The organism is Pseudomonas sp. LBUM1659 (assembly GCF_059716045.1).
This window is the reverse complement of record NZ_CP166797.1, coordinates 445,270-468,625: the sequence shown is the minus strand read 5'-3', so window position 1 is coordinate 468,625 and position 23,356 is coordinate 445,270. Positions and strand designations below refer to the sequence as shown.

At 56.8% G+C, this 23,356-nt stretch carries 23 protein-coding genes; 16 read left to right on the top strand and 7 right to left on the bottom strand.

Annotated elements, in window-relative coordinates; genetic code table 11:
- The first annotated feature begins 1 nt into the window (after window position 1).
- Genes ACA048_RS02155 through ACA048_RS02135 form a run of 5 tightly spaced genes read left to right on the top strand, consistent with a single transcriptional unit; the run spans window position 2 to window position 4,086 of the window.
- Complete coding sequence (locus ACA048_RS02155) at window positions 2-484, top strand: hypothetical protein (protein WP_497627749.1); 483 nt, start codon at window positions 2-4, stop codon at window positions 482-484.
- Window positions 481-1,677, top strand: coding sequence for a beta-ketoacyl-[acyl-carrier-protein] synthase family protein (locus ACA048_RS02150; RefSeq protein WP_497627748.1), 1,197 nt, complete (start codon window positions 481-483; stop codon window positions 1,675-1,677). The genes ACA048_RS02155 and ACA048_RS02150 overlap by 4 nt, the downstream gene beginning before the upstream one ends.
- Entirely contained in the window at window positions 1,674-2,135 is a 462-nt protein-coding gene (locus ACA048_RS02145; protein ID WP_497627747.1) for a hotdog family protein, read from the top strand. The genes ACA048_RS02150 and ACA048_RS02145 overlap by 4 nt, the downstream gene beginning before the upstream one ends.
- On the top strand, window positions 2,132-2,860 hold the full coding sequence (fabG, locus tag ACA048_RS02140; protein WP_497627746.1) for a 3-oxoacyl-ACP reductase FabG: 729 nt from the start codon (window positions 2,132-2,134) through the stop codon (window positions 2,858-2,860). Before ACA048_RS02145 ends, fabG begins: the two co-directional genes overlap by 4 nt.
- Window positions 2,860-4,086 (top strand): beta-ketoacyl-ACP synthase, encoded by a 1,227-nt coding sequence (locus ACA048_RS02135; protein WP_497627745.1) that lies wholly within the window; start codon window positions 2,860-2,862, stop codon window positions 4,084-4,086. Before fabG ends, ACA048_RS02135 begins: the two co-directional genes overlap by 1 nt.
- A gap of 129 nt (window positions 4,087-4,215) precedes the next feature.
- Here ACA048_RS02135 and ACA048_RS02130 read toward each other — a convergent pair whose 3' ends face one another.
- Entirely contained in the window at window positions 4,216-5,130 is a 915-nt protein-coding gene (locus ACA048_RS02130) for a LysR family transcriptional regulator (protein ID WP_497627744.1), read from the bottom strand.
- 129 nt (window positions 5,131-5,259) lie between these two features.
- Between ACA048_RS02130 and ACA048_RS02125 the strand changes: the two genes are divergently transcribed.
- From ACA048_RS02125 to queC, 5 genes are all read left to right on the top strand, one after another.
- Window positions 5,260-6,033 carry an iron-containing redox enzyme family protein gene (locus ACA048_RS02125; protein ID WP_497627743.1) on the top strand — a complete coding sequence of 258 codons (774 nt, stop codon included), beginning with the start codon at window positions 5,260-5,262 and terminating at the stop codon, window positions 6,031-6,033.
- Entirely contained in the window at window positions 6,030-6,926 is an 897-nt protein-coding gene (locus ACA048_RS02120) for a DMT family transporter (protein WP_497627742.1), read from the top strand. The genes ACA048_RS02125 and ACA048_RS02120 overlap by 4 nt, the downstream gene beginning before the upstream one ends.
- Before the next feature lie 19 nt (window positions 6,927-6,945).
- Window positions 6,946-7,257 (top strand): (2Fe-2S) ferredoxin domain-containing protein, encoded by a 312-nt coding sequence (locus tag ACA048_RS02115; protein WP_497627741.1) that lies wholly within the window; start codon window positions 6,946-6,948, stop codon window positions 7,255-7,257.
- 29 nt (window positions 7,258-7,286) lie between these two features.
- On the top strand, window positions 7,287-7,565 hold the full coding sequence (locus ACA048_RS02110) for a DUF6953 family protein (RefSeq protein WP_497627740.1): 279 nt from the start codon (window positions 7,287-7,289) through the stop codon (window positions 7,563-7,565).
- Between the two features lie 256 nt (window positions 7,566-7,821).
- Window positions 7,822-8,523, top strand: coding sequence for a 7-cyano-7-deazaguanine synthase QueC (gene queC / locus ACA048_RS02105; RefSeq protein ID WP_497627739.1), 702 nt, complete (start codon window positions 7,822-7,824; stop codon window positions 8,521-8,523).
- Window positions 8,524-8,563: 40 nt separating this feature from the next.
- Here the strand turns inward: queC and ACA048_RS02100 are convergent, their stop codons facing one another.
- Window positions 8,564-9,427 (bottom strand): queuosine precursor transporter, encoded by an 864-nt coding sequence (locus tag ACA048_RS02100; protein WP_497627738.1) that lies wholly within the window; start codon window positions 9,425-9,427, stop codon window positions 8,564-8,566.
- Complete coding sequence (locus ACA048_RS02095; protein WP_497627737.1) at window positions 9,420-10,016, bottom strand: helix-turn-helix transcriptional regulator; 597 nt, start codon at window positions 10,014-10,016, stop codon at window positions 9,420-9,422. Before ACA048_RS02095 ends, ACA048_RS02100 begins: the two co-directional genes overlap by 8 nt.
- 379 nt (window positions 10,017-10,395) lie before the next feature.
- Here ACA048_RS02095 and ACA048_RS02090 point away from each other — a divergent pair, with 379 nt between their 5' ends.
- Both ACA048_RS02090 and ACA048_RS02085 read left to right on the top strand, forming a co-directional pair.
- The gene (locus ACA048_RS02090) at window positions 10,396-10,779 is read left to right on the top strand and encodes a DUF6124 family protein (RefSeq protein ID WP_497627736.1); all 384 of its coding nucleotides are present in this window, start codon (window positions 10,396-10,398) and stop codon (window positions 10,777-10,779) included.
- A 37-nt stretch (window positions 10,780-10,816) separates the two neighbouring features.
- A complete protein-coding gene (locus tag ACA048_RS02085) occupies window positions 10,817-11,107 on the top strand; it encodes a hypothetical protein (RefSeq protein WP_497627735.1) in 291 nt (96 codons plus the stop codon).
- 408 nt (window positions 11,108-11,515) lie between these two features.
- On the opposite strand, the gene ACA048_RS02080 is transcribed toward ACA048_RS02085, so the two are convergent.
- A complete protein-coding gene (locus ACA048_RS02080) occupies window positions 11,516-12,412 on the bottom strand; it encodes a LysR family transcriptional regulator (RefSeq protein WP_497627734.1) in 897 nt (298 codons plus the stop codon).
- Window positions 12,413-12,530: 118 nt separating this feature from the next.
- Between ACA048_RS02080 and ACA048_RS02075 the strand changes: the two genes are divergently transcribed.
- The 4 genes from ACA048_RS02075 (at window position 12,531) to ACA048_RS02060 (ending at window position 15,796) form a co-directional block, all read left to right on the top strand.
- Window positions 12,531-13,808 (top strand): MFS transporter, encoded by a 1,278-nt coding sequence (locus ACA048_RS02075; RefSeq protein ID WP_497627733.1) that lies wholly within the window; start codon window positions 12,531-12,533, stop codon window positions 13,806-13,808.
- A gap of 78 nt (window positions 13,809-13,886) precedes the next feature.
- Window positions 13,887-14,915: an AAA family ATPase gene (locus ACA048_RS02070; protein ID WP_497627732.1), complete on the top strand. Its 1,029-nt coding sequence runs from the start codon at window positions 13,887-13,889 to the stop codon at window positions 14,913-14,915.
- A 57-nt stretch (window positions 14,916-14,972) separates the two neighbouring features.
- Entirely contained in the window at window positions 14,973-15,158 is a 186-nt protein-coding gene (locus ACA048_RS02065; protein ID WP_497627731.1) for a hypothetical protein, read from the top strand.
- Window positions 15,155-15,796, top strand: coding sequence for a retron system putative HNH endonuclease (locus ACA048_RS02060; RefSeq protein ID WP_497627730.1), 642 nt, complete (start codon window positions 15,155-15,157; stop codon window positions 15,794-15,796). The genes ACA048_RS02065 and ACA048_RS02060 overlap by 4 nt, the downstream gene beginning before the upstream one ends.
- A 59-nt stretch (window positions 15,797-15,855) precedes the next feature.
- Here ACA048_RS02060 and hemE read toward each other — a convergent pair whose 3' ends face one another.
- From hemE to gltB, 3 genes are all read right to left on the bottom strand, one after another.
- Window positions 15,856-16,923, bottom strand: a complete 1,068-nt coding sequence (hemE, locus tag ACA048_RS02055) for a uroporphyrinogen decarboxylase (protein WP_095078029.1) — start codon at window positions 16,921-16,923, stop codon at window positions 15,856-15,858.
- Between the two features lie 243 nt (window positions 16,924-17,166).
- Window positions 17,167-18,585, bottom strand: coding sequence for an FAD-dependent oxidoreductase (locus ACA048_RS02050; RefSeq protein ID WP_140668194.1), 1,419 nt, complete (start codon window positions 18,583-18,585; stop codon window positions 17,167-17,169).
- A 33-nt stretch (window positions 18,586-18,618) separates the two neighbouring features.
- A complete protein-coding gene (gene gltB, locus ACA048_RS02045; protein WP_497627729.1) occupies window positions 18,619-23,064 on the bottom strand; it encodes a glutamate synthase large subunit in 4,446 nt (1,481 codons plus the stop codon).
- Between the last annotated feature and the right edge of the window lie 292 nt (window positions 23,065-23,356).

The following is a 23,356-nucleotide window of genomic DNA, read 5'->3' as shown; positions in this document are numbered from 1 at the left end:
GATGACCCGTTTTCTGCTCCTTGGGTGCCTGCTGTTGCTGAGCGCTTGCGCCAGCCGGGCACCGCTGCCCGAGCACCTGCCAAACCTGACGTTGCCCCTGCAAATGCACATCCAGCGCCTGGTGGCTGACCAACGTCAGGACTGGGTATTGGTGATCCAGCATGAAGACGCGGGCCTTCGCTGGTCGATGATGGACTTGCTGGGCATTCCACAGGCGCGTCAGGTACTGATCGATGGCAAGTGGCAGGCCGACGGTCTGTTGCCGCCCAACCCGGAAGCCCGGGAGCTGTTCGCCGCGTTGCTGTTTGCCCTGACCCCCAAAGATCAACTGGCGGGCAACTATCCCACCGCCTGGCAGCACGGCCGGCAACGTTCCCTGCCCAAGCGCTGGGATGTCAGTTATTCACAACCCATGAGCTTTGAATTGAACCTGCCCAAGGGGCCCCGGTATCAAGTCACGCCGCTGAGTGGGGAAACGCCATGACGGCTTATCTGAACGCCCTCGGTGTGATCTGCGCGTTGGGTCGTGGCAAACGGCAAGTCGCCGCCAATCTGTTTGCCGGCGATTGCTCAGGTCTGCGTACCGAAACCGGCTGGGTGCCGGAGCGTGCCTTGCCAGTGGCGGCGGTGTGCGGCGAACTGGCACCGGTCCCGGTTGAGCTGAAAAAGCAAAACACCCGTAACAACCAATTACTGCTGGAAGCCGCGCTGCAAATTCGCGAAGAGATTGACCAGGCGATCCAGACTTATGGTCGCGACCGTATCGGCGTGATTCTGGGCACCAGCACCTCGGGCATCGATGAGGCCAGCCGTGGGTTGGCCCATTACATCCGCGAGCATGAATTCCCTGCTGAGTACGACTATCAGCAACAAGAACTCGGTGCGCCGGCCAACTTCCTGGCTGACTGGCTGCAATTGAGTGGCCCGGCCTATGTGATTTCCACCGCCTGCACCTCCAGCGCACGGGCGCTGATGAGTGCCCAACGGCTGCTGGATCTGGGCCTGTGCGACGCCGTGTTGTGCGGCGGCGTCGACAGCTTGTGCAAACTGACCTTGAACGGTTTCTCGGCACTGGAAGCGGTGTCCGGGCAGCGCTGCAATCCGTTTTCGGTGAACCGCAACGGCATCAACATCGGCGAGGCGGCCGTGTTGTTCCTAATGAGCAAAACCGCCGGAAATGGCCAGGCCATCGCCCTGCTCGGCAGCGGCGCCAGTTCCGATGCACACCATATCTCTGCGCCGGAACCGACCGGCCGGGGTGCCTTGCAAGCCATGAACAAAGCCCTGAACCGGGCCAACCTGCAACCGCAACAGATCCATTACCTGAACCTGCACGGCACCGCGACCCAGCATAACGACGCCATGGAAAGCCTCGCTGTGACGGCGCTGTTCCCGCAAGGCGTGCCATGCTCGTCGACCAAGCCGATGACCGGTCACACCCTCGGCGCTGCCGGCGCCCTGGAAGCCGCGTTCTGCTGGCTGAGCCTGAGCCCGGACAATCGCGACCACGCGCTGCCACCCCACATTTGGGACGCCCAGCCCGACCCGCTGCTGCCCGCCTTGCATTGGGTGACCCCGGCCAATCGCCTGACGTCCATTGCACCTCGCTATCTGATGAGCAATTCCTTTGCCTTCGGTGGCAACAACGTCAGCCTGATTATCGGAGACGCACCATGATTGACTGGCCGCTCGCCGAGTTGCTGCCGCACGCTGGCGACATGATCCTTATCGAGCAGATCCTGGCGTTCGATGAAGAGCAGATTCACACCCGCCTGACCGTCAGACCCGGCGGCCTGTTCAACAATTGCGATGGCAGCCTGCCGGCCTGGGTCGGCATTGAAATAATGGCCCAGAGCGTCGCCGCCTTTGCCGGTTGCCGTGCACGCCAGCGCGGTGATGAGGTGGAGTTGGGCTTTCTGCTCGGTAGCCGTAAATTCGAATGCAACGTCGAGCAGTTCCCGGCCGGCACCGAACTGACCATCCACGGAATTCGCTCGCTGGAAGACGACAATGGCATGGGCGTGTTCGAATGCCATATCAACGCCCCCGGCATCCACGCCAGCGCTCGCCTGAACGTATATCGTCCGCCTCAGGCCGCTCAATATCTTCACGAACCCGAAGGAGTCCAGTCATGACTGAATCCGTACTGGTCACCGGTTCCAGCCGTGGCATCGGCCGCGCCATTGCCTTGCGTCTGGCCCAGGCCGGGCATGACATCGTGCTGCATTGCCGCAGCGGTCTGGTGGACGCCATTGCCGTGAAAGGCGAAATCGAAGCCTTGGGCCGCACCGCCCGCGTCCTGCAATTCGACGTGTCCGACCGCGCCAGCTGCAAAGACGTTCTCGAAGCCGACGTCGAAGCCCACGGTGCCTATTACGGCGTGGTGCTGAACGCCGGCCTGACGCGTGACGGTGCTTTTCCGGCGCTGAGCGAGGATGATTGGGACGTGGTGATGCGCACCAACCTCGACGGCTTCTATAACGTGCTGCACCCGGTGATGATGCCGATGATCCGTCGTCGCGCCGCCGGGCGAATTGTCTGCATCACCTCGGTTTCCGGCTTGATCGGCAATCGCGGCCAGGTCAACTACAGCGCCTCCAAGGCCGGGCTGATCGGCGCGGCCAAGGCATTGGCGATCGAGTTGGGCAAGCGCAAAATCACCGTCAACTGTGTCGCGCCCGGCCTTATCGACACCGCCATGCTCGACGAAAATGTGCCGGTGGAAGAACTGATGAAAATGATCCCCGCACAACGCATGGGCACCCCTGAAGAGGTGGCCGGCGCAGTGAATTTCCTGATGTCGGCGGAAGCGTCGTACATCACCCGGCAGGTTCTGGCCGTCAATGGAGGCCTGTGCTGATGAAGCGCGTCGTCGTCACCGGCATGGCCGGCATTACCTCGTTGGGCAACGACTGGGAAACCATCGCCGGCCACTTTGCGGCCAATCGCAGCGGCATTCGCCGGATGGACGAGTGGGATCGCTTTACTGAACTCAATACCCGCCTCGCCGGCCCCATCGATGACTTCAAAGTCCCGAGCCACTGGACGCGCAAACAACTGCGCAGCATGGGCCGCGTGTCACGGCTGGCCGTCGGCGCCGCTGAACAAGCGCTGGCCGATGCCGGATTGCTCGGCGACGAGTTGATCAAGGACGGGCGAATGGGTGTCGCGTGTGGTTCGTCCACCGGCAGCACCGACGAGATCAAGGCATTCGGCAACATGCTGCTCAACTCGGTGGCCGAAGGCCTGAACGCCAACTCCTATGTGCGGATGATGCCGCACACCACGGCCGCGAACATCAGCATCTTCTTCGGCCTCACCGGTCGGTTGATCCCGACGTCCAGCGCCTGCACCAGCGGCAGCCAGGGCATCGGTTACGCCTACGAGTCGATCAAGTTCGGCCGCCTGCCGCTGATGCTCGCTGGCGGCGCCGAAGAGCTGTGCCCGACCGAAGCCATGGTCTTCGACGCGCTCTACGCCACCAGCCTGAAAAACGACACCCCGCAATCCACCCCTCGCCCTTATGACAAAGGCCGCGACGGCCTGGTGATCGGTGAAGGTGGCGGCATGCTGGTGCTTGAAGAGCTGGAACACGCCTTGGCTCGCGGTGCGCGCATCCACGCCGAACTCGTCGGCTTCGGCAGCAACGCCGACGGCCAGCACACCACCCGTCCAGAACAGCTCACCATGCGCCGAGCCATGGAGCTGGCCCTGGAAGACGCCGGGCTTCAGCCGTCGGACATCGGCTACGTGAACGGTCACGGCACCGCAACAGAACAGGGCGACATTGCCGAAACACTGGCAACCAGCGCGTTGTTCGGCGAACACATGCCGATCAGTTCGCAGAAAAGCTTCCTCGGCCACACCCTGGGCGCCTGCGGTGCACTGGAATCCTGGTTCAGCATCGAAATGATGAACCGCGATCTGTATGCACACACGCTGAACCTCGACGAGGTCGATCCGCATTGCGGCAAGCTGGATTACTTGCGCGGTGAGTTTCGGCAGATGAGCAATGAATACGTGATGAACAACAATTTTGCGTTTGGCGGTGTGAATACTTCACTGATTTTTCGGCGTTGGTCGTGACTTGGAACTTCAAGGTCAAGGATGTCTTCAGCGTCTACAAGAGCGATGAACGCACACCCCAAGACCTATGAATGCCACGCCGGGACGATGGCCGGATTGCGTTGAAGGGGTCTGGTGAAGGCTCGGTAATCAGGCTGGTTTTACCTGAGGCGCGCAAGCGCCTTCTTCCAACGCCTCCAAGTCCTCGAACTCAGTCTGCAGTAGCGCTAAAAACGCCTCCCGAGCGGGGTGTCGACCTGCGTTTTCATGCCAATAAAAAAGGTTGTCGATACTCGTCAGTTCCGGGAACTCATATCCTTGCCAACCCGCACTTTGGCGGTATTGCTCATAGATGCCGCGAGGTACCAGCGCAACGCCGGCACCGGCACTGACGCAACCTACTATGGTGCCGTAGCTTGCAATGCTGACGATCGGCAACACCTGGTCATGGCGCAACAGCCACTGCTCCAGTGCCAACCGGTATGGACAGCCCGGAGGCCACATGAAAATTTCCTTACCTTGCAGATCCGCTGCTTTGCGTAATGGCCCATGCGACTCGGACGCGATGAGAATCAAATCTTCCCGGTACACCACTGCCCGCTCGAGACCGGGGCGTTCAATGTTCACCGCCACGATCACCCCATCAAGCCGGTGATGCTGAACGTCGTCCAGCAGTTGAGCCCAAGTGCCAGTGCTCAACTCCAGCGATACCTGCGGGTACCGCGCATGGTACTTGGCCAATAACCGTGGCAACCGTCCCGTAGCACTGGATTCAATGGCGCCAATGCGCAGAGGACCGCAAGGCGTATTGGTGGGCGCTACCGCGCGTTTAGCTTCTTCAGCCAACCCCAGGATTTTCGTCACGTAATCGAGAAATACCACCCCGGCAGGAGTGATCCGCAATCCTCGACCCTCGCGGAAAAACAGCGGTGTACCCAGCTCTCGCTCCAGGGACTTGAGTCGTGCGGTGATATTGGACGGCACGCAGTGCAACAACTCGGCGGCGCGCGCGATGCTGCCGACGTCATAAACCGTCTTGAACATACGCAGTTGGGACAATTCCATCGTTCACCCATAGTGAATGGACAGCTCAGTTTAAGTCACTTGTAGTAAACACCGATGTTTTTGATACTTCAACCGGCGCACGTTGCAGTGCGTCGTTGCCTTCCTATCCCTCGATAAACAGGAGTTTTCATGGAGTTAGTTGAGCGGAAAATCCAGTCCCTAGCCGAAAGTGTTTTTACCCATAAAGCCTTGGATAATGCGTTCTATCGACGGTGGATGGGCGGGTCACTGCCCCTCGCCGACGTTGAGGTGTTTGCTCGAAACTACCTAGCCCGCACCACACAGACTTCTCGTATGGTTGCCCTATCATTTGTGGGCACTGACGACCTGTATGCTCAAGTCGAAATCGTCAAAAACCTGTACTCCGAAATGGGCTACGGCAACCCAGAAAAGGCCCACCTTGCCTTACTGGAAAGTTACCTCATCGACCTTCTCAGTCGTCTCGCTGATCGGCCATACAGCATGGACGAACTCACGGCTTTGCCTGTGCTGGAAAGCACCCAGACGTTTAGCCGCGAACAATTGAGTCTTTATACCGACGGTGGCCATAACAACAATCCACGCCATGTGCTCGGCACGTTATTGGCTCAAGAGTGGCTGGCCTATTCGATGCTCACCCGTTTGTACGAAGGGGCGCGCAACTATAAGCACCTGTACGCCAATAACGACGATTTTCATGAGCACTGCGAGTACTTCTACATCCACATCGGGGATGCAGAAAAAGAACATAAGACTCAGGCGGTGAAAGCAGCCACTCAAGAATGCACCTCCGACCAGCACATAGAAGAAGTCAGCGCTTCGTTCAACCGCTTCCTGAACATCACCGAGCAGTACTGGGACGGTATAGCCCGTGCCATGCCTAGCATGCAAAATCGGGCTGCGTCCAAGGTTATGGCTCAATGAATACAAGGCCCGGCATAAAAATCGCTTTGGCGGCGATTTTTGTAATTCTTTGCTGGGCCTATTCCCCCATTGGAATCCACATCGGGCTAACGGCCTATGAGCCTGGGCATCTCGCGTTGGTGCGTTTTCTCATCGCGTCAACGTTCATGGCTGGCGTTGCATTGGTGATGCGAATTTCCCTGCCTCGTCTGAAAGACCTGCCACTGCTGGCGGTACTGGGGTTCTTTGCCGTCAGCCTGCACCACATAGCCCTCAACAACGGCCAACAAGGTGTTAGCGCCGGGGCCGCCAGCGTACTGGCACAATCCACGCCGCTGTTCAGCACGTTATTGGCGCATTTCGTGTTCAAAGATCGGGTCAACGGCTGGCAATGGATCTGTGTGCTATGCGGGTTACTCGGCGCCGCGGTAGTAGTCACCGCTGACCATGGTTTGGGTGAGTTGAACGCGCATGGGCTGTTGATTCTGCTGGCGGCGTTATCCTGGAGTCTGTATTTCGCCTTGCAAAAACGCCATTCCCATCGTTATAACGGGTTGACGATGGTGTGTTACACCATTTGGTCAGGCACGGTACTGCTGCTTGTTTATGTCCCGGGGCTATGGAACGAAGCACAAAACGCCTCAACTTCGGTCAACCTGGCGGTGCTCATTCTGGGCATCTTCCCCAGCGCCCTCGCGTACCTCGCGTGGGCATACGTACTGGCGCAGAGCAATGTGAGCCGCGCGTCCATTTCACTTTATCTGATCCCCCCCACAGCGATGTTGATGGCCTCGTTAGTTCTGAGTGAACGCCCTACTGCCATGGTCATCACTGGAACGGCCATTGTGCTGACGAGCGTACTCGCCCTCAATCTCGAACCCTCTAAAGCCGCAGTACCTGTCGACAAAGTTTGAACAGAGGTCGTAATCACCTATGAATGACGCAGAAAATCCGACCCTGGCCTACGAACACCATGTATTGATTTGCACCAATCTGCGCCCCGATGGACGCCGTAGTTGCTCGGGCTCAGGTGCTCATGAACTACTCAGCGCAGCAAAGCGCAAGCTCGCCAAAATGGGTGACCCAGGAACATCGCGCGCCAACGCATCGGGCTGCCTGGGACGCTGCGACCACGGCCCGGTCATGGTGATTTACCCCGCTAATTTGTGGTTCTCATGCAAGACGCCGCAACAGGTTGAACGCATTCTCGATCAACACCTCTTGCGCCCCGATCAGCAATTGTGAACGAAGGGCCTTCAGCAGGAATCCACGCCATGACCTGGACAAATGAAGACATGTGCATCGCCCAGTGGATGCTGGCCGAATACCGAAAACAGAACTTTCTACCGCAAGCCCTCGCTGCGCGGGAGATCCGTCTGATGTTCGGCGAAGCTTATGTATACCAAAACTGCCACGGAAACTGGGCCGTAAACAAGCCGATACTCGAAGCCTTCAAAACACTGACTGCTGAGTACGTGGTATGGAGCCGAAGCTTTCAACTATGGAGGCCAAGAACCGCACAAGATCCGACTGGCACACGCGTAAGCCGCTGACAATATATCCCGACGGATGCGATGCGGCAGGATTCCTGGCCTCGCGGAACTTCTGAGTGCAACCCTCCGCGCCTGCGGTGCGCTGGAATCCTGGTGTGCATACTTCGCTGATTTTTCGGCGTTGGCCATAAGGAACGAACAGACACAAACGGAAAGCGGAGTACTCCATTTCGGAAGCGTCCCACAGCCAGAATGGGGCCTTCGCGCTAGGGTCTATGCCCGAGATACGTCGGGGCATCACAAGGAAGAACGATCCATGACTAAAAAGGCCGTTATTGTTTTCAGCGGTGGGCAGGACTCCACCACCTGCTTGATCCATGCGTTACCGCTCTACGATGAAATCCATTGCATTACGTTCGACTATGGCCAGCGCCACCGCGCGGAAATCGAGGTGGCGCAGCAGCTTTCGAAAGAGCTTGGCGTGACCGTGCACAAGGTGCTGGACACTACGTTGTTGAATGAACTGGCTATCAGCAGTTTGACGCGTGACAACATTCCAGTACCTAGCGTAAATAGTTCAGGGGACAGCCTGCCAAGTACTTTTGTGCCCGGCCGGAATATTCTGTTTTTAACCTTGGCTGCTATTTATGCCTATCAAGTGCAAGCGCAAACTGTAATAACTGGTATTTGTGAAACCGAGTGTTCAGGGTATCCAGATTGCCGCGATGATTTTGTCAAAACCTTGAATGATGCCATTGGGTTGGGCATGGATTATAAATTGCACATCGAAACACCGCTCATGTGTTTGAACAAGGCGGAAACATGGGCTCTCGCGGAGCAGCATGGAAAGCTTGAGTTGATTCAGCACCAGACACTGACTTGCTACAACGGCATAATCGGAACTGGATGCGCGAATTGCGATGCGTGCAATCTTCGAGCGAAAGGGCTGAATGAGTTTCTGGAGAACAAGGCTACGGTTATGCAAAGCCTGGAAAACAAACTAAAAATAAAACTGTAAAAGTCCAGGGGAAGCCATGCCACTTCCCCCTCTCCACGTTTCATGCGCTAACCACATATCTTTTAAATAAGGACCTGGCTCCATAGGCGGGCAAAATATTAAAAATAGCGAAGCACATTTTTATGGCGATCTGAACATAAATGATATCAAGTATTTCGGCAGTAGTCATTGATCCGTAAAATGCAATAAAACAAAAAATGAAACTGTCTATTATCACCGCAAACAACGTACTTAAAAAAACCCGCAAGAATAAAAACCTAGAGCTTGTAAGCTGCTTTATTTTATTCAACAAGTAAGAATTTACATATTCAGAAAAAATGAAGGAAATGGAAGACGCCACCAACACAGACGACACATGAGTCATGACCTCGCTATATGGGCCATCAAGCTTCCAGCCTGACAAACCCGGAAGAACGCTGGTAGCGCTTAACAAAACAGTAATCAGAGCATTACTCGCAAAAGCAAATAATATGGCTTTCCTCGCAAGCCTAAGCCCATAAAACTCATTCAACATATCAACTATTAAAAACGTTAATGGATAAATAAAAACCCCTGGAGTGACAACGATATCAAGCCACTCTATGTATACCAGCTTCGTCGCGGCAACATTTGTGAAGATATATAGCGCAAAAAGCAGCAGATTAAGAGCAACATAAGTCATCCATGACTTCTCTTGCCGATCATTTATTTCGTATGCTGTCAATGCCGCCCCACCAGAATAAAACTTCCTGTACACAGATTTTATTTCTGCTCTGTTTAAATTATCAACCACATCACTTTTCAATAAATCATCAAGCTTAATTTTTATGACCTTCCCCGTTGAAACGATCATGATAACGGCAAGGCCTTTACTATTTTCAAACCCTAGCAATTTGTAGCTACTATTTTCCGAATGGCTATCCATTGAACCTTTCCTCAACTATCTCTCCTATTACAAGAACATCATCAGAACAACAGGAATGCTCTCTGATTATAAACAAATTCTTTGTTACCTTGTCGTATGCAAGTTTTTCTTTATCGCTGCTTGAAAAACCTTTCTTCACTATCAACAAGTCCCCTGACTCATTCACGCCGCTGATTTCGCTTTCTAGAAGAACACCGATTAAATTGCAGGCTGTACCGAAAAAATAGGTCAAAGGATGGGTTACTACCAACTCACCAATCCTCTTATCAAGACTCTGCACAAGCAAACTTTCTTTAATTACAGGAACCGCCGCAGGATTCATATTACCCAGCAAAGAAACGCTGCTGTCTATAACTTCCATCTCTTCAAAATTTACCGTTTCTATCTCCTTATAGGACACGCCAAAAAAATCAGAAATTTTACGAATGGTAGACTGCTGAACATTAACAACCCTCCCTTCCAGAATGTTGTAGATAGTAGTCCTGGTCAACCCAACTGAATTACACAACGATATCTGTGTTTCTCCTCGGCTTTTAATAAGGTATTTAATGTTTTTCTTTAAGTTTTCTGTCTTTTCTATCTTATGCATTAAAAACCTTCCAATCACCCGTAATAAATTCGATCACTTCAACCAAATATATCGATTTGCTTTTGTGACTATCATTCGGCCGCCTGCTTGGCGCACAAATAGACGCATTCAGCCTGATTATACATTCATAAAATAGCGTTTAATTCGATGTTTATTTCCACACACTATGCAGTAGACGAATCCCACAGAACAAAATGATCTTGCTTACAGAAATTTCTAACGAATCATTTAATTACACAAATGTTCACTTATTTGAACAATAAGAAGGTCTTTTTTAGTTATAAATCTATCCGTATCGCCAGCCCATATATCGCTGCCGATGAATCATGAATAGCCGGAAAGGATGCCGCTTTTCTTCAAAAAATAAGGGAGTTCCACAATGAAAAAAATCAATCCCGATCGTCCGCAGTCGCCAGACCAGAAAGACGCTGACACCGCCGACCTATCAAAACTCTCAGAAACCACCGAGCGCACCGTCAGCGCGCGCTTGCGCAATCCAAACCGCCCCGACCCTGTCAGCCATGTGTTCAGCATCAACCCGAACGTCGATACGGAGTCCTTGCTCTGTCACGCCACTGAAACCCTTGCCTCGCTGAATGTAATGACCACCGACCTCGCCTGCGAGCTCGAAGGCTCGCGCCGCAACGAGGCATTGGCCATTCAGCAACTGATCGTGCTGGCCGAGCTGATGGTCAACCGGGCCCTGGACATTCTTGACCCTCCCAGTGGGTTGTCTATGGCGCCATCCAACAGTCACCAATAAGTAATCGCGCTCTCTTACGCAATGGAGGTTTTTTGTCATGGATAGATACATGCCTATCACCGGCATCGATTGCAGCATCGCTTCGCTGGTGATCGACACCGAAGCACCGCTGGACGTATTGCACGATACGGCGGCTTACCGCATCCGCACTGCGACTCAGTTGCTTGAAAGTTTTGCGGTTGGCGAGGGCGTTCACAGTGAGTTGGCGCGGGTACTGGTGACGTCGCTACGCGATGGTTGTGATTTGCTGGATGTCGTTGGGCGACGATTGCAGGGGCAGGTTTCGGCGCAGCAAAGCAAATCAAGACAAGCGCCTGCTGCGTCGTAACGGCGTCAGTGGTGTGGACACCAGCGCGTCCAACAAGTGTGAAGACGGCCCCTGCGCTTAGCGCAGAGGCCGTTCACACGCTTACTGAACTTGAATCAATTTGCTTTCAGCAACGCCTGCGCGAGCGGTCTGGTCGTCGACAACTTGCAGGCTACTGCGAGTCTTGATGAGGGGATAGGGGATTGACTGAGCCGGCTCACGCTAGAACGACAAAGGGCGCCTTTCGGCGCCCCTTCACAAACAGGTCTGCTTGTCATCGCCCTGTACCTGTCTGGCTCTGCGATGGCTGGTTGCCCAGGATCCTCAGAGTCTCACAAGCCCCTTTCGGGAACGGGGCAAGTATTGCGCGAAACAGAACTCAGGGCAACGACTGGCCATTCGCCTGACTGCGCCGTAGTGGCCCTACGTTCAAGTCCCCTCAACCTTACGCGTCAACAACTCAACAAACGCCTTGGCCATCGGCGACTTCTGATCCTTACGCTGCACCAGCCACACCGCCGACACCGCCGCGGGATCCAGCAACGGTCGATACACCACGCCATCGATGCGCATCCGTTGATACGACGCCGGCAGCACCGACACCCCAAGCCCCGCCGCTACCAGGCCGATAATGGTCATCGCCTCGCCCGCCTCTTGCGCAAAGTGCGGACTGAAACCCGCATCGCGGGCCAGGCTGAGCAATTGTGCGTAGAGACCGCTGCCGTAGCTGCGTGGGAAAAACACGAAAGGCTCAAGGGCCAACGCCGACAGGAACAATCCTTCTTCGCTGCCGTTGACCAAGGGGTGCTTGGAGCTGAGCACCGCCACCAGAGGCTCGCGCATCAGCTCCACGACACTGAGGGAATCCGGCAACCCCAATGGCCGCATGATGCCGACCTCGATCGACTCGTCGACCAACGCATCGGCGACCTGGGTGCTGCTCATCTCCCGCAAATTCAGGTGCACCGCCGGGAAGCGCTGGCGGAACGAGAAAATCGCTTGGGGAATGGTTGAGTTGAATGGTGCCGACGAGGTGAAGCCGATCTTCAGTTCGCCCAATTCACCGAGCTGTGCGCGCCGCGCCACATCGGCGGCTTTGTCGACTTGCGCCAGCGCCAATCGCGCCTCTTGCAGAAACAACCGACCGGCTTCGCTGAGCTCGACCCGACGATTGGTTCTCTCGAACAAGCGTGCGCCCACCTCGGCCTCCAATGCCTGAATCTGTTGGCTCAGCGGCGGCTGAGAGATGCCCAGTACCTGAGCGGCGCGGCCGAAGTGCAGTTCTTCGGCGACGGCGATGAAGTAGCGCAGGTGACGCAATTCCATGAAAACCCCATTAGGTCGTAAAAGCTCTCAAACAGGTCGAACAATATATTGGATTGAATCATTAGGCAGCTATATGCTTTTTTCATTGCCTGACCGGCTGCGCCCGCCGAGGTCCAACGTGAAAACTGCTGTCGCCCCCCTTGCCCACGAAGTTCCGCCTGCTGCGGCGGACGATGTCGTCGCCGAGCTGAAGGAGATTTACATCGAAAAAGGCACGCCGATGTTCATGCGCACGGTGCTGGCGCTGTTCTCCGGCGGCTTCGCGACGTTCGCGTTGCTTTACTGCGTGCAACCGATGATGCCGCTGCTGTCCCACGAGTACTCGATCAATGCGGCGCAGAGCAGCCTGATCCTGTCGGTCGCGACCGGCATGCTCGCCATTGGCCTGCTGATCACCGGGCCGATTTCCGACCGTGTCGGTCGCAAACCGGTGATGGTTGCCGCATTGTTCGCCGCCGCGTTGTGCACCATGGCCAGCGCGATGATGCCGAGCTGGCACGGCGTGCTGGTGATGCGCGCACTCATCGGCTTGTCGTTGAGTGGCCTGGCTGCGGTCGCCATGACCTACCTGAGCGAAGAAATTCACCCACAGCACATCGGCCTGGCCATGGGTTTGTACATCGGCGGCAACGCAATTGGCGGGATGTGCGGACGCTTGATTACTGGTGTGTTGATCGATTTCGTCAGCTGGCACACGGCGATGCTGGTGATCGGCGGCCTGGCGCTGATCGCGGCAGCGGTGTTCTGGAAAATCCTTCCCGAGTCCCGTAACTTCCGCGCTCGCTCGCTGCACCCGCGCAGCTTGCTCGACGGCTTCACCATGCACTTTCGCGATGCCGGTTTGCCGTTATTGTTTCTTGAAGCCTTTGTGCTGATGGGCGCGTTCGTCACGCTGTTCAACTACATCGGTTACCGCTTGCTGGCCGAGCCGTATCACATGGAGCAAGCCTTCGTCGGACTGCTCTCGGTGGTGTACCTGTCGGGGATTTACAGCTCGGCGAAAATCGGTTCGCTGGCTGACAAGCTGGGTCGCCGCAAAGTGCTGTGGGCGACGATTGTGCTGATGCTCGCCGGCCTGTCCCTGACCCTGTTTACACCGCTGCCGGTGGTGATCATTGGCATGCTGATCTTTACCTTTGGCTTCTTTGCCGCGCACTCCGTGGCGAGCAGCTGGATCGGCCGTCGGGCGATCAAGGCGAAAGGACAGGCGTCATCGTTGTATCTGTTCAGCTATTACGCGGGGTCGAGCATTGCCGGGACGGCGGGCGGGGTGTTCTGGCACTTGGGCGGGTGGAACGGGATTGGGTTGTTTATTGGCGCGTTGCTGGTGATTGCGTTGCTGGTGGCGTTGAAGCTGGCGAAGCTGCCGCCGTTGCCGGGCACCGCACAGGTTTAGCCACAACTGTGCCCTAGCGGTAATCGCGAGCCAAGGTACACTGACGACATTCGCCAGTCTTGGTAAAGGGAAGCCAGAATGCGCCTGGACCGTCTCCACATTCAGAATTTTCGTTGCTACGAAGATGCCACTTTCGACTTTCAGCCGGGTTTCAATCTGGTGGTGGGGGTTAATGGGAGTGGGAAGACTTCGTTGTTGCAGGCGGTGGCTGCGTCGTTTGTTGAGTTTGGTAACTCAATGAAACCAGACTTGCCCGTCTCAATTAATGAGGATGTTCGTTTTGTAGTCGATAAATTTCTAGGTAAAACACGATACGAAAAGAAGTTTCCGATAATGCTAGCGGCAAAGGGCGATGTTCTCGGCGCAATCGACTGGACGACAATCAGTCTTGTTGAAGACTGGGCTGCGGGGACGAATCAGAACCTGAAAAAGTCGGTTGATCAATTCCTTACTCTTTCGCAAGCAAAGACCTATCCCGACTTACCAATCCTTGCGTTCTATCGCGCAGATCGACGCTGGAAAAATGCGGGTGTTTCTGCTGAGTTTGCTGCACAGCAAAAAATTTCCCGTTTCGATAGCTACAACAATTGGTTCGATGCTGTCGCGGATTTAAAGGACTTCGAGAGCTGGCTGATCGCCAAGACACTAGAGCGGATGCAGACCCTATTGGATGAAGGTTTGACGTCTTCAGAGTTTGACGACGAATTAGCCTGGGTTAATCAAGCAATTCAGTTCGCGTTGCCTCAGGCAAATGACTTGCGCTACGACCTACGAATGCAATCGTTACTAGTAGATATGGGCGATGGCCAAAGCCTCCCCTTTAATCAACTCAGCGACGGCCAACGCGGCATGGTCGCTCTCTTCGCCGATATCGCCCGCCGCATGTGTATCCTCAACCCACATATGGGCAAGGACGTCCTGAAACACACTTCAGGCGTGGTCATCATCGACGAACTGGATATCCACCTTCACCCCGCTTGGCAGCGCCGCATCGTTCCAGCCTTGAAAAAAGCATTCCCCAAGGTTCAGTTCATCGCTGCCAGTCACTCACCACAAATCATCGGCAGCCTGAAACCCGAAGAAGTTATCGTCCTGAATGATGGATAGCCATGTCATCCTCGGGTCACCTACGGCCTCGACTCAAGTCGTGTACTTGAGGAGGTTATGGACGTCGCCCAACGAGTGCCGGAAATTGAAGTTTTGCTTTCGGAGCTGTTTTCCACTCTGGAAGACAACGACCTTGAGAAGGCTAAATCGCTGCTTCAGGCGCTCAAGGCAAAAGCTCCAGACCTGCCTGAGTTCCTGAGAGCCGAAGCATTGCTCAGGCGCAAGGAGATTATTGGCCGATGAAGCGAGTGATCAAAGGAACTGAGCCTGCTTCATTTATCCAGTGGAAAGCGTTAGCAAGTGAGGAGTGGAAGCCGTCCTACACAATTCTTCGCAATCCTGAGAAACGAGTCCTGCACGAGAGCCTGCTCCGCGAACAAGGTTATGTGTGTTGCTACTGCGGCAACCAAATCACTCTGCAATCCAGCCATGTAGAGCATTTCCGCCCCCAAAATCCCTTCGACCATTTGGACCTGGAGTACACCAATCTCCACGCTTCGTGCCAAGGTGAGACCGAAGAACCAAACCCCGCCCACTGCGGGCACAACAAGGGAAACAGATTTTCCGAAGACTCTCACATATCGCCGTTGGAAGAAGACTGCGAGCGCCAATTCAGATTCACGCTGATTGGCCAAATAGAAAGCGCAAATGTCGATACACCCGCCAAGAACATGATCGACATACTCGCCCTCGATATCAGCTTTCTTAATAACCGTCGCAAAGAGAAACTGGAGGGCATCTTCGATGACAACTTCCTGGCTGACTCTTCCACAGACGAGCTCGAAGCAATCATTCAGCGCTACCGTCACCCGAAAAATGGGCAACATGACGCCTTCGACCATGTCATCGCCCGCTACGCCGAACAACTCCTCGGGCACTGAAAACCAACACAAACAAAAACGCCCGGCATAAGCCGGGCGTTTTGTTTATCGGACGACGATCACTCGTGATACTGCGCCGACAACTCATGCACCGCGCGCAAGAACGCACCTGCGTGTTCCGGGTCGACTTCCGGGGTGATGCCATGGCCGAGGTTGAACACGTGGCCGCTGCCTTTGCCGTAGCTGGCGAGGATGCGGCCGACTTCGGTGCGAATGGCTTCTGGCTTGGCGTACAGCACGGTCGGGTCCATGTTGCCTTGCAGGGCGACTTTGCTGCCGACGCGATCACGGGCGCTGCCGATGTCGCAGGTCCAGTCCAGGCCCAGTGCATCGGCGCCGGCGTCAGCGATGCTTTCCAGCCACAGCCCGCCATTCTTGGTGAACAGGATGACCGGCACTTTGCGGCCTTCGTGTTCGCGGATCAGGCCGCTGACGATTTTGCGCATGTAGGCCAGGGAGAATTCCTGGTAAGCCGCCGCCGAGAGGCTGCCGCCCCAGCTGTCGAAGATCTGCACCGCTTGCGCGCCGGCCATGATCTGGCCGTTGAGGTAGCTGGTGACCGTCTGCGCGAGCTTGTCCAGCAGCAGGTGCAAGGCTTGCGGGTTGTCGTAGAGCATGGTTTTGGTCTTGCGGTAGTCTTTCGACGAGCCGCCTTCGACCATGTAGGTGGCCAGGGTCCATGGGCTGCCGGCGAAGCCGATCAGCGGCACGCGGCCGTTCAGTTCGCGGCGGATGGTGCTGACCGCGTCCATGACGTAGCCGAGATCTTTGTGCGGATCAGGGATCGGCAGGGCTTCGATGTCGGCCATCGTGCTGACGACTTTCTTGAAGCGCGGACCTTCACCGGTTTCGAAGTACAGGCCTTGGCCCATGGCATCGGGGATGGTGAGGATGTCGGAGAAGAGGATCGCCGCGTCCAGTTGTGGATAACGGTCGAGCGGCTGCATGGTGACTTCGCAAGCGAACTCCGGGTTCATGCACAGGCTCATGAAGTCGCCGGCCTTGGCACGGCTGGCGCGGTATTCAGGCAGGTAGCGACCGGCCTGACGCATCATCCACACAGGGGTGACGTCTACGGGTTGCTTGAGCAGGGCGCGAAGGAAACGGTCGTTCTTCAGGGCAGTCATGTCGGCATCCGGAAAAAAAGTGCGGGCATTTTCTCAGAGCGCGACGCAAAAGGCACGGCAAGAGCCGCGCCTTTTGTCTATCGGGTCAATTTGTCGCGGTGAAACCACCTCCCGAAACAACCTCAACCCCTGTAGGAGCTGAGCTTGCTCGCGATGCAGGCGCCTTGGTCAACCTGATTTCTGCGGTGATGCTATCGCGAGCAAGCTTTGCTCCTACAGGAGGTGGGATTGCTCGCGATTGAGTCAGACGCCCAGGTAATCCAGGATCCCTTCAGCCGCATTGCGGCCTTCGAAAATCGCCGTCACCACCAGGTCAGAACCGCGAACCATGTCGCCACCGGCGAAGATTTTCGGGTTGCTGGTCTGGTGCTTGTATTTACCTTGCTCCGGGGCCACAACGCGGCCCTGGCTGTCGGTCTGGATGTCGAACTGCTCGAACCATGGCGCCGGGCTTGGGCGGAAACCGAACGCGATGACCACGGCGTCGGCCGGGATGATCTCTTCGGAACCCGGAATCGGCTCGGGGCTGCGACGGCCACGGGCGTCCGGTGCGCCGAGACGGGTCTCGACCACTTTCACGCCTTCGACGCGGTCTTCACCGACGATAGCGATTGGCTGGCGGTTGTAGAGGAATTTCACCCCTTCTTCCTTGGCATTTTTCACTTCTTTACGCGAGCCCGGCATGTTCGCTTCGTCACGACGGTACGCACAGGTCACCGACTTGGCGCCCTGACGGATCGAAGTGCGATTGCAGTCCATCGCCGTGTCGCCACCGCCCAGCACCACGACCTTCTTGCCTTTCATGTCGACGAAATCTTCCGGCGACTTTTCAAAGCCCAGGTTGCGGTTGACGTTGGCGATCAAGTAGTCGAGCGCGTCATGCACGCCCGGCAGGTCCTCGCCGGCAAAGCCGCCCTTCATGTAGGTGTAGGTGCCCATGCCCATGAACACGGCATCGTATTCTTCGAGCAGTTGCTCGACGGTCACGTCCTTGCCCACTTCGGTGTTCAGGCGGAACTCGATGCCCATGCCGGTAAAGACTTCGCGGCGATTGCTCAGCACGGTCTTTTCCAGCTTGAACTCGGGGATGCCGAAGGTCAGCAAACCACCGATTTCCGGGTTCTTGTCGAACACCACCGGGGTTACGCCGCCGCGTACCAGCACGTCGGCACAGCCCAGACCGGCCGGGCCTGCACCGATGATCGCGACACGTTTGCCGGTCGGCTTGACCTTGGACATGTCCGGGCGCCAGCCCATGGCGAACGCGGTGTCGGTGATGTACTTCTCGACCGAACCGATGGTCACCGCACCGAAACCGTCGTTGAGGGTGCACGCACCCTCGCACAGACGATCCTGCGGGCACACCCGGCCGCAGACTTCCGGCAGGGTGTTGGTCTGGTGCGACAACTCGGCGGCCTGGAGGATGTTGCCCTCGGCCACCAGTTTCAGCCAGTTGGGAATGAAGTTGTGCACCGGGCACTTCCATTCGCAATACGGGTTACCGCAACCCAGGCAGCGGTGGGCCTGATCGGCCGAATGCTGGGGTTTGAAGGGTTCGTAGATTTCCACGAACTCTTTCTTGCGTTGACGCAACAGTTTCTTCTTCGGATCTTTGCGCCCGACATCGATGAACTGGAAGTCGTTATTCAGACGTTCAGCCATTGTTAAAACCTCATCAAACTCTTCAGGCGCATATCACTGCGGGTTGGCACGGGTGCTGGAAAGCAACGATTTCAGGTTGGCAGCCTTGGGCTTGACCAGCCAGAAACGACGCAGATAGTCATCGAGGTTTTCAGCGAGGTTACGACCCCATTCGCTGTCGGTTTCCTCGACGTATTCGTTCAGCACGCGTTGCAAGTGACTGCGATAGGCTTCCATCGCTTCACCGCTGATTCGCTGAATTTCCACCAGTTCGTGGTTGACCCGGTCAACGAAGGAGTTGTCCTGGTCGAGCACGTAGGCGAAACCGCCGGTCATGCCTGAGCCGAAGTTGTAACCGGTCTTGCCCAATACGCAGACGAAACCACCGGTCATGTACTCGCAGCAGTGATCGCCAGTGCCTTCCACAACCGTGTGAGCACCGGAGTTACGCACGGCAAAACGCTCGCCCGCGGTACCGGCGGCGAACAGCTTGCCGCCCGTGGCGCCGTACAGGCAGGTGTTGCCGATGATGGCACTGTCCTGAGTCTTGTAGACGCTGCCCTTCGGCGGAACGATGACCAGTTTGCCGCCGGTCATGCCTTTGCCGACGTAGTCGTTGGCGTCGCCTTCCAGGTACATGTTCAGGCCGCCGGCGTTCCACACACCGAAGCTCTGACCGGCCGTCCCTTTGAAGCGGAAGGTGATCGGTGCGTTCGCCATGCCTTGGTTGCCGTGCTTGCGTGCGATTTCACCGGAGATCCGTGCGCCGATCGAACGGTCGCAGTTGCAGATGTCCAGGGCGAAGTCAGCGCCGCTCATGTCGTTGATGGCCGAGGTGGCCAAGTCGACCATCTTCTCGGCAAGCAGGCCCTTGTCGAACGGCGGGTTGCGGTCCACCTGGCAGAATTGAGGCTTGTCTGCCGGAATGTGATCGCTGCCCAGCAACGGTGTCAGGTCCAGATGTTGCTGCTTGGTGGTCTGGCCTTCGAGGACTTCCAGCAGATCGGTGCGACCGATCAGCTCTTCAAGGGAGCGCACGCCCAGCTTGGCCAGCCACTCACGGGTTTCTTCGGCGACGTAGGTGAAGAAATTCACCACCATGTCGACGGTGCCGATGTAGTGATCTTTGCGCAGCTTCTCGTTCTGAGTCGCAACGCCGGTGGCGCAGTTGTTCAGGTGGCAGATACGCAGGTATTTGCAGCCCAGCGCGATCATTGGCGCGGTGCCGAAGCCAAAGCTTTCAGCGCCGAGGATCGCAGCCTTGATCACGTCGAGGCCGGTTTTCAGGCCGCCATCGGTCTGTACCCGCACTTTGCCGCGCAGGTCGTTGCCGCGAAGGGTCTGGTGGGTTTCGGCCAGGCCGAGTTCCCACGGCGCGCCCGCGTATTTGATCGAGGTCAGCGGCGATGCGCCGGTGCCGCCGTCGTAGCCGGAGATGGTGATCAAGTCTGCATAGGCCTTGGCCACACCGGCAGCGATGGTACCGACGCCCGCTTCTGCTACCAGCTTCACCGAGACCAGCGCCTTCGGGTTGACTTGTTTCAGGTCGAAAATCAGCTGCGACAAGTCTTCAATCGAGTAGATGTCGTGGTGCGGCGGTGGCGAAATCAGGGTCACGCCCGGCACTGCGTAACGCAGCTTGGCGATCAAACCGTTGACCTTGCCGCCTGGCAACTGACCACCTTCGCCGGGCTTGGCGCCCTGAGCGACTTTGATCTGCAGCACTTCAGCGTTGACCAGGTATTCCGGGGTCACACCGAAACGGCCAGTGGCAACCTGCTTGATTTTCGAGCTCTTGATGGTGCCGTAACGCGCCGGGTCTTCGCCGCCTTCGCCAGAGTTGGAACGCGCACCGAGGCGGTTCATGGCTTCGGCCAGGGCTTCGTGAGCTTCCGGCGACAGGGCGCCCAGCGAGATACCGGCGGAGTCGAAGCGCTTGAGCACCGATTCCAGCGGTTCGATCTCGCTGATGTCCAGCGGCGTGTCCAGGGTTTTGACCTTGAACATGTCGCGAATCATCGACACCGGGCGGTTGTCCACCAGCGACGTGTATTCCTTGAACTTGCTGTAGTCGCCCTGCTGCACAGCGGCTTGCAGGGTGTTGACCACGTCCGGGTTGTAGGCGTGATATTCGCCACCGTGGACGAACTTCAGCAGGCCGCCTTGCTGGATCGGCTTGCGCGGGCTCCAGGCTTCGGCAGCCAGCGCTTTCTGCTCGGCTTCGATGTCGACGAAACGCGCGCCCTTGATGCGGCTTGGCACACCACGGAAGCTCAACTCGCAGACTTCTTCGGACAGGCCGATGGCTTCGAACAACTGCGCGCCGCGATACGACGTGATGGTCGAAATACCCATCTTCGACAGGATCTTCAGCAGGCCTTTGGTGATGCCTTTACGGTAGTTCTTGAACACCTCATAGAGGTCGCCCAGCACTTCACCAGTACGGATCAGGTCGCCCAGCACTTCGTAGGCCAGGAACGGGTACACCGCCGAGGCGCCGAAACCGATCAACACGGCGAAGTGGTGCGGATCGCGAGCTGTCGCGGTTTCCACGAGGATGTTGGAGTCGCAACGCAGACCTTTTTCGGTCAGGCGGTGGTGTACCGCGCCGGTGGCGAGCGAAGCGTGGATCGGCAATTTGCCCGGCCCGATATGACGGTCACTCAGCACGACCTGGGTACGACCGGCACGCACGGCTTCTTCAGCCTGATCGGCAACGTTGCGGATGGCCGCTTCGAGGCCGACGCTTTCGTCGTAGTTGAGGTCGATGATCTGGCGTTCAAAGCCCGGACGATCGAGGTTCATCAGCGAGCGCCACTTGGCCGGGGAAATCACCGGCGAGCTGAGGATCACGCGCGAGGCGTGTTCCGGCGACTCCTGGAAGATGTTGCGCTCGGCACCGAGGCAGATCTCCAGCGACATGACGATGGCTTCACGCAGCGGGTCGATCGGCGGGTTGGTGACCTGCGCGAACTGCTGACGGAAATAGTCGTACGGCGTACGCACGCGCTGGGACAGCACGGCCATCGGCGTATCGTCGCCCATCGAGCCCACGGCTTCGTAGCCTTGTTCGCCGAGCGGACGCAGCACCTGATCACGTTCTTCGAAAGTGACCTGGTACATCTTCATGTATTGCTTGAGCTGATCGACGTCATAGAACGCCGAACCGTGGTCGTTGTCTTCCATGGTCGCCTGGATGCGCAGGGCATTCTTGCGCAGCCATTGCTTGTATGGATGACGAGACTTCAGGCGGTTGTCGATCGCATCGGTGTCGAGAATCTGACCGGTTTCGGTGTCCACGGCGAAGATCTGGCCCGGGCCAACGCGGCCCTTGGCGATCACGTCTTCAGGCTGGTAGTTCCAGACACCGATTTCCGAGGCCAGGGTGATGAAACCGTTTTTGGTGGTGACCCAACGCGCTGGCCGCAGACCGTTACGGTCGAGCAGGCACACCGCGTAACGACCATCGGTCATGACCACGCCAGCCGGGCCGTCCCACGGTTCCATGTGCATCGAGTTGTACTCGTAGAACGCACGCAGATCCGGGTCCATGGTTTCAACGTTCTGCCACGCAGGCGGAATGATCATCCGCACGCCACGGAACAGGTCGATGCCACCGGTGACCATCAGTTCGAGCATGTTGTCCATGCTGGAGGAGTCGGAACCGACGCGGTTGACCAGCGGGCCGAGCTCTTCCAGGTCCATCAGATCGTTGGTGAACTTGGTGCGACGGGCCACGGCCCAGTTGCGGTTGCCGGTGATGGTGTTGATCTCGCCGTTGTGCGCCAGGAAGCGGAACGGTTGAGCCAGCGGCCATTTTGGCAGGGTGTTGGTGGAGAAGCGCTGGTGGAACACGCAAATCGAGGTTTGCAGGCGCTCATCGCTCAGGTCTGGATAGAAGGCGGTCAAGTCCGCCGGCATCATCAGGCCTTTATAAATGATGGTCTTGTGCGAAAAGCTGCAGACGTAGTGGTCGGTATCGGCGGCGTTGGCCACGGACGAGCGACGACGGGACGTGAACAGCTTGACGGCCATGTCCTGATCGCTCAGGCCTTCACCGCCGATGAACACTTGTTCGATCTGCGGCAGGCGCTCGAGGGCCAGGCGGCCGAGGACGCTGGTGTCGATCGGCACTTTGCGCCAGCCGACGAGGGTCAGGCCGGCAGCCAGGATCTCGCGGTTCATGTTTTCGCGAGCGGCTTCAGCTTTGACCGGGTCCTGGTTGAAGAAGACCATGCCCACGGCATATTGCTTGGGCAGTTCGACGCCGAACGTTTCCTGGGCGATGGCTCGCAGGAACACGTCCGGCTTTTGAATCAGCAAGCCGCAACCGTCACCGGTCTTGCCGTCGGCGTTGATCCCACCGCGGTGGGTCATGCAGGTCAGGGCCTCGATGGCCGTTTGCAAAAGGGTATGACTGGGCTCGCCCTGCATATGGGCTATCAGGCCGAAACCGCAGTTATCCTTGAATTCATCTGGTTGGTACAGACCTGCTTTCATAGACACTTTCTCACCAGGCTGCCTCTTGTCGAGGCAAATTTCTTTTCAATTCAACCACTTGCCATCCGCGCCGAACGTACGCCAGCTTTGCGGGGGCAAAAGGGAGGTCATTGTACACACCGACACTTACGCTCACAAATTTGACGACGAACTGTCGCAAATCTATGTCGCATTTGTGAAAGGTTTAAAGCGATCTGCTGTGCTAGTCAAAACTTTTTTTAATTTTGACCGCAACGACTCAAAGACTACTGTGACGCAGACACCACAAGGCACGCGGCCAGTAGAGGCGGCA

What these genes read in the sequence shown, in the direction of transcription:
- ACA048_RS02115 (WP_497627741.1), top strand. Translation starts at nt 6,946, where the DNA reads ATGAATGACGCAGAAAATCCGACCCTGGCCTACGAACACCATGTATTG.
- ACA048_RS02150 (WP_497627748.1), top strand. Translation starts at nt 481, where the DNA reads ATGACGGCTTATCTGAACGCCCTCGGTGTGATCTGCGCGTTGGGTCGT.
- ACA048_RS02065 (WP_497627731.1), top strand. Translation starts at nt 14,973, where the DNA reads ATGGACGTCGCCCAACGAGTGCCGGAAATTGAAGTTTTGCTTTCGGAG.
- fabG (WP_497627746.1), top strand. Translation starts at nt 2,132, where the DNA reads ATGACTGAATCCGTACTGGTCACCGGTTCCAGCCGTGGCATCGGCCGC.
- ACA048_RS02135 (WP_497627745.1), top strand. Translation starts at nt 2,860, where the DNA reads ATGAAGCGCGTCGTCGTCACCGGCATGGCCGGCATTACCTCGTTGGGC.
- ACA048_RS02110 (WP_497627740.1), top strand. Translation starts at nt 7,287, where the DNA reads ATGACCTGGACAAATGAAGACATGTGCATCGCCCAGTGGATGCTGGCC.
- ACA048_RS02090 (WP_497627736.1), top strand. Translation starts at nt 10,396, where the DNA reads ATGAAAAAAATCAATCCCGATCGTCCGCAGTCGCCAGACCAGAAAGAC.
- ACA048_RS02125 (WP_497627743.1), top strand. Translation starts at nt 5,260, where the DNA reads ATGGAGTTAGTTGAGCGGAAAATCCAGTCCCTAGCCGAAAGTGTTTTT.
- ACA048_RS02120 (WP_497627742.1), top strand. Translation starts at nt 6,030, where the DNA reads ATGAATACAAGGCCCGGCATAAAAATCGCTTTGGCGGCGATTTTTGTA.
- ACA048_RS02100 (WP_497627738.1), bottom strand. Translation starts at nt 9,427, where the DNA reads ATGGATAGCCATTCGGAAAATAGTAGCTACAAATTGCTAGGGTTTGAA.
- ACA048_RS02070 (WP_497627732.1), top strand. Translation starts at nt 13,887, where the DNA reads ATGCGCCTGGACCGTCTCCACATTCAGAATTTTCGTTGCTACGAAGAT.
- ACA048_RS02095 (WP_497627737.1), bottom strand. Translation starts at nt 10,016, where the DNA reads ATGCATAAGATAGAAAAGACAGAAAACTTAAAGAAAAACATTAAATAC.
- ACA048_RS02085 (WP_497627735.1), top strand. Translation starts at nt 10,817, where the DNA reads ATGGATAGATACATGCCTATCACCGGCATCGATTGCAGCATCGCTTCG.
- gltB (WP_497627729.1), bottom strand. Translation starts at nt 23,064, where the DNA reads ATGAAAGCAGGTCTGTACCAACCAGATGAATTCAAGGATAACTGCGGT.
- hemE (WP_095078029.1), bottom strand. Translation starts at nt 16,923, where the DNA reads ATGACTGCCCTGAAGAACGACCGTTTCCTTCGCGCCCTGCTCAAGCAA.
- ACA048_RS02155 (WP_497627749.1), top strand. Translation starts at nt 2, where the DNA reads ATGACCCGTTTTCTGCTCCTTGGGTGCCTGCTGTTGCTGAGCGCTTGC.
- ACA048_RS02130 (WP_497627744.1), bottom strand. Translation starts at nt 5,130, where the DNA reads ATGGAATTGTCCCAACTGCGTATGTTCAAGACGGTTTATGACGTCGGC.
- ACA048_RS02080 (WP_497627734.1), bottom strand. Translation starts at nt 12,412, where the DNA reads ATGGAATTGCGTCACCTGCGCTACTTCATCGCCGTCGCCGAAGAACTG.
- ACA048_RS02050 (WP_140668194.1), bottom strand. Translation starts at nt 18,585, where the DNA reads ATGGCTGAACGTCTGAATAACGACTTCCAGTTCATCGATGTCGGGCGC.
- queC (WP_497627739.1), top strand. Translation starts at nt 7,822, where the DNA reads ATGACTAAAAAGGCCGTTATTGTTTTCAGCGGTGGGCAGGACTCCACC.
- ACA048_RS02145 (WP_497627747.1), top strand. Translation starts at nt 1,674, where the DNA reads ATGATTGACTGGCCGCTCGCCGAGTTGCTGCCGCACGCTGGCGACATG.
- ACA048_RS02060 (WP_497627730.1), top strand. Translation starts at nt 15,155, where the DNA reads ATGAAGCGAGTGATCAAAGGAACTGAGCCTGCTTCATTTATCCAGTGG.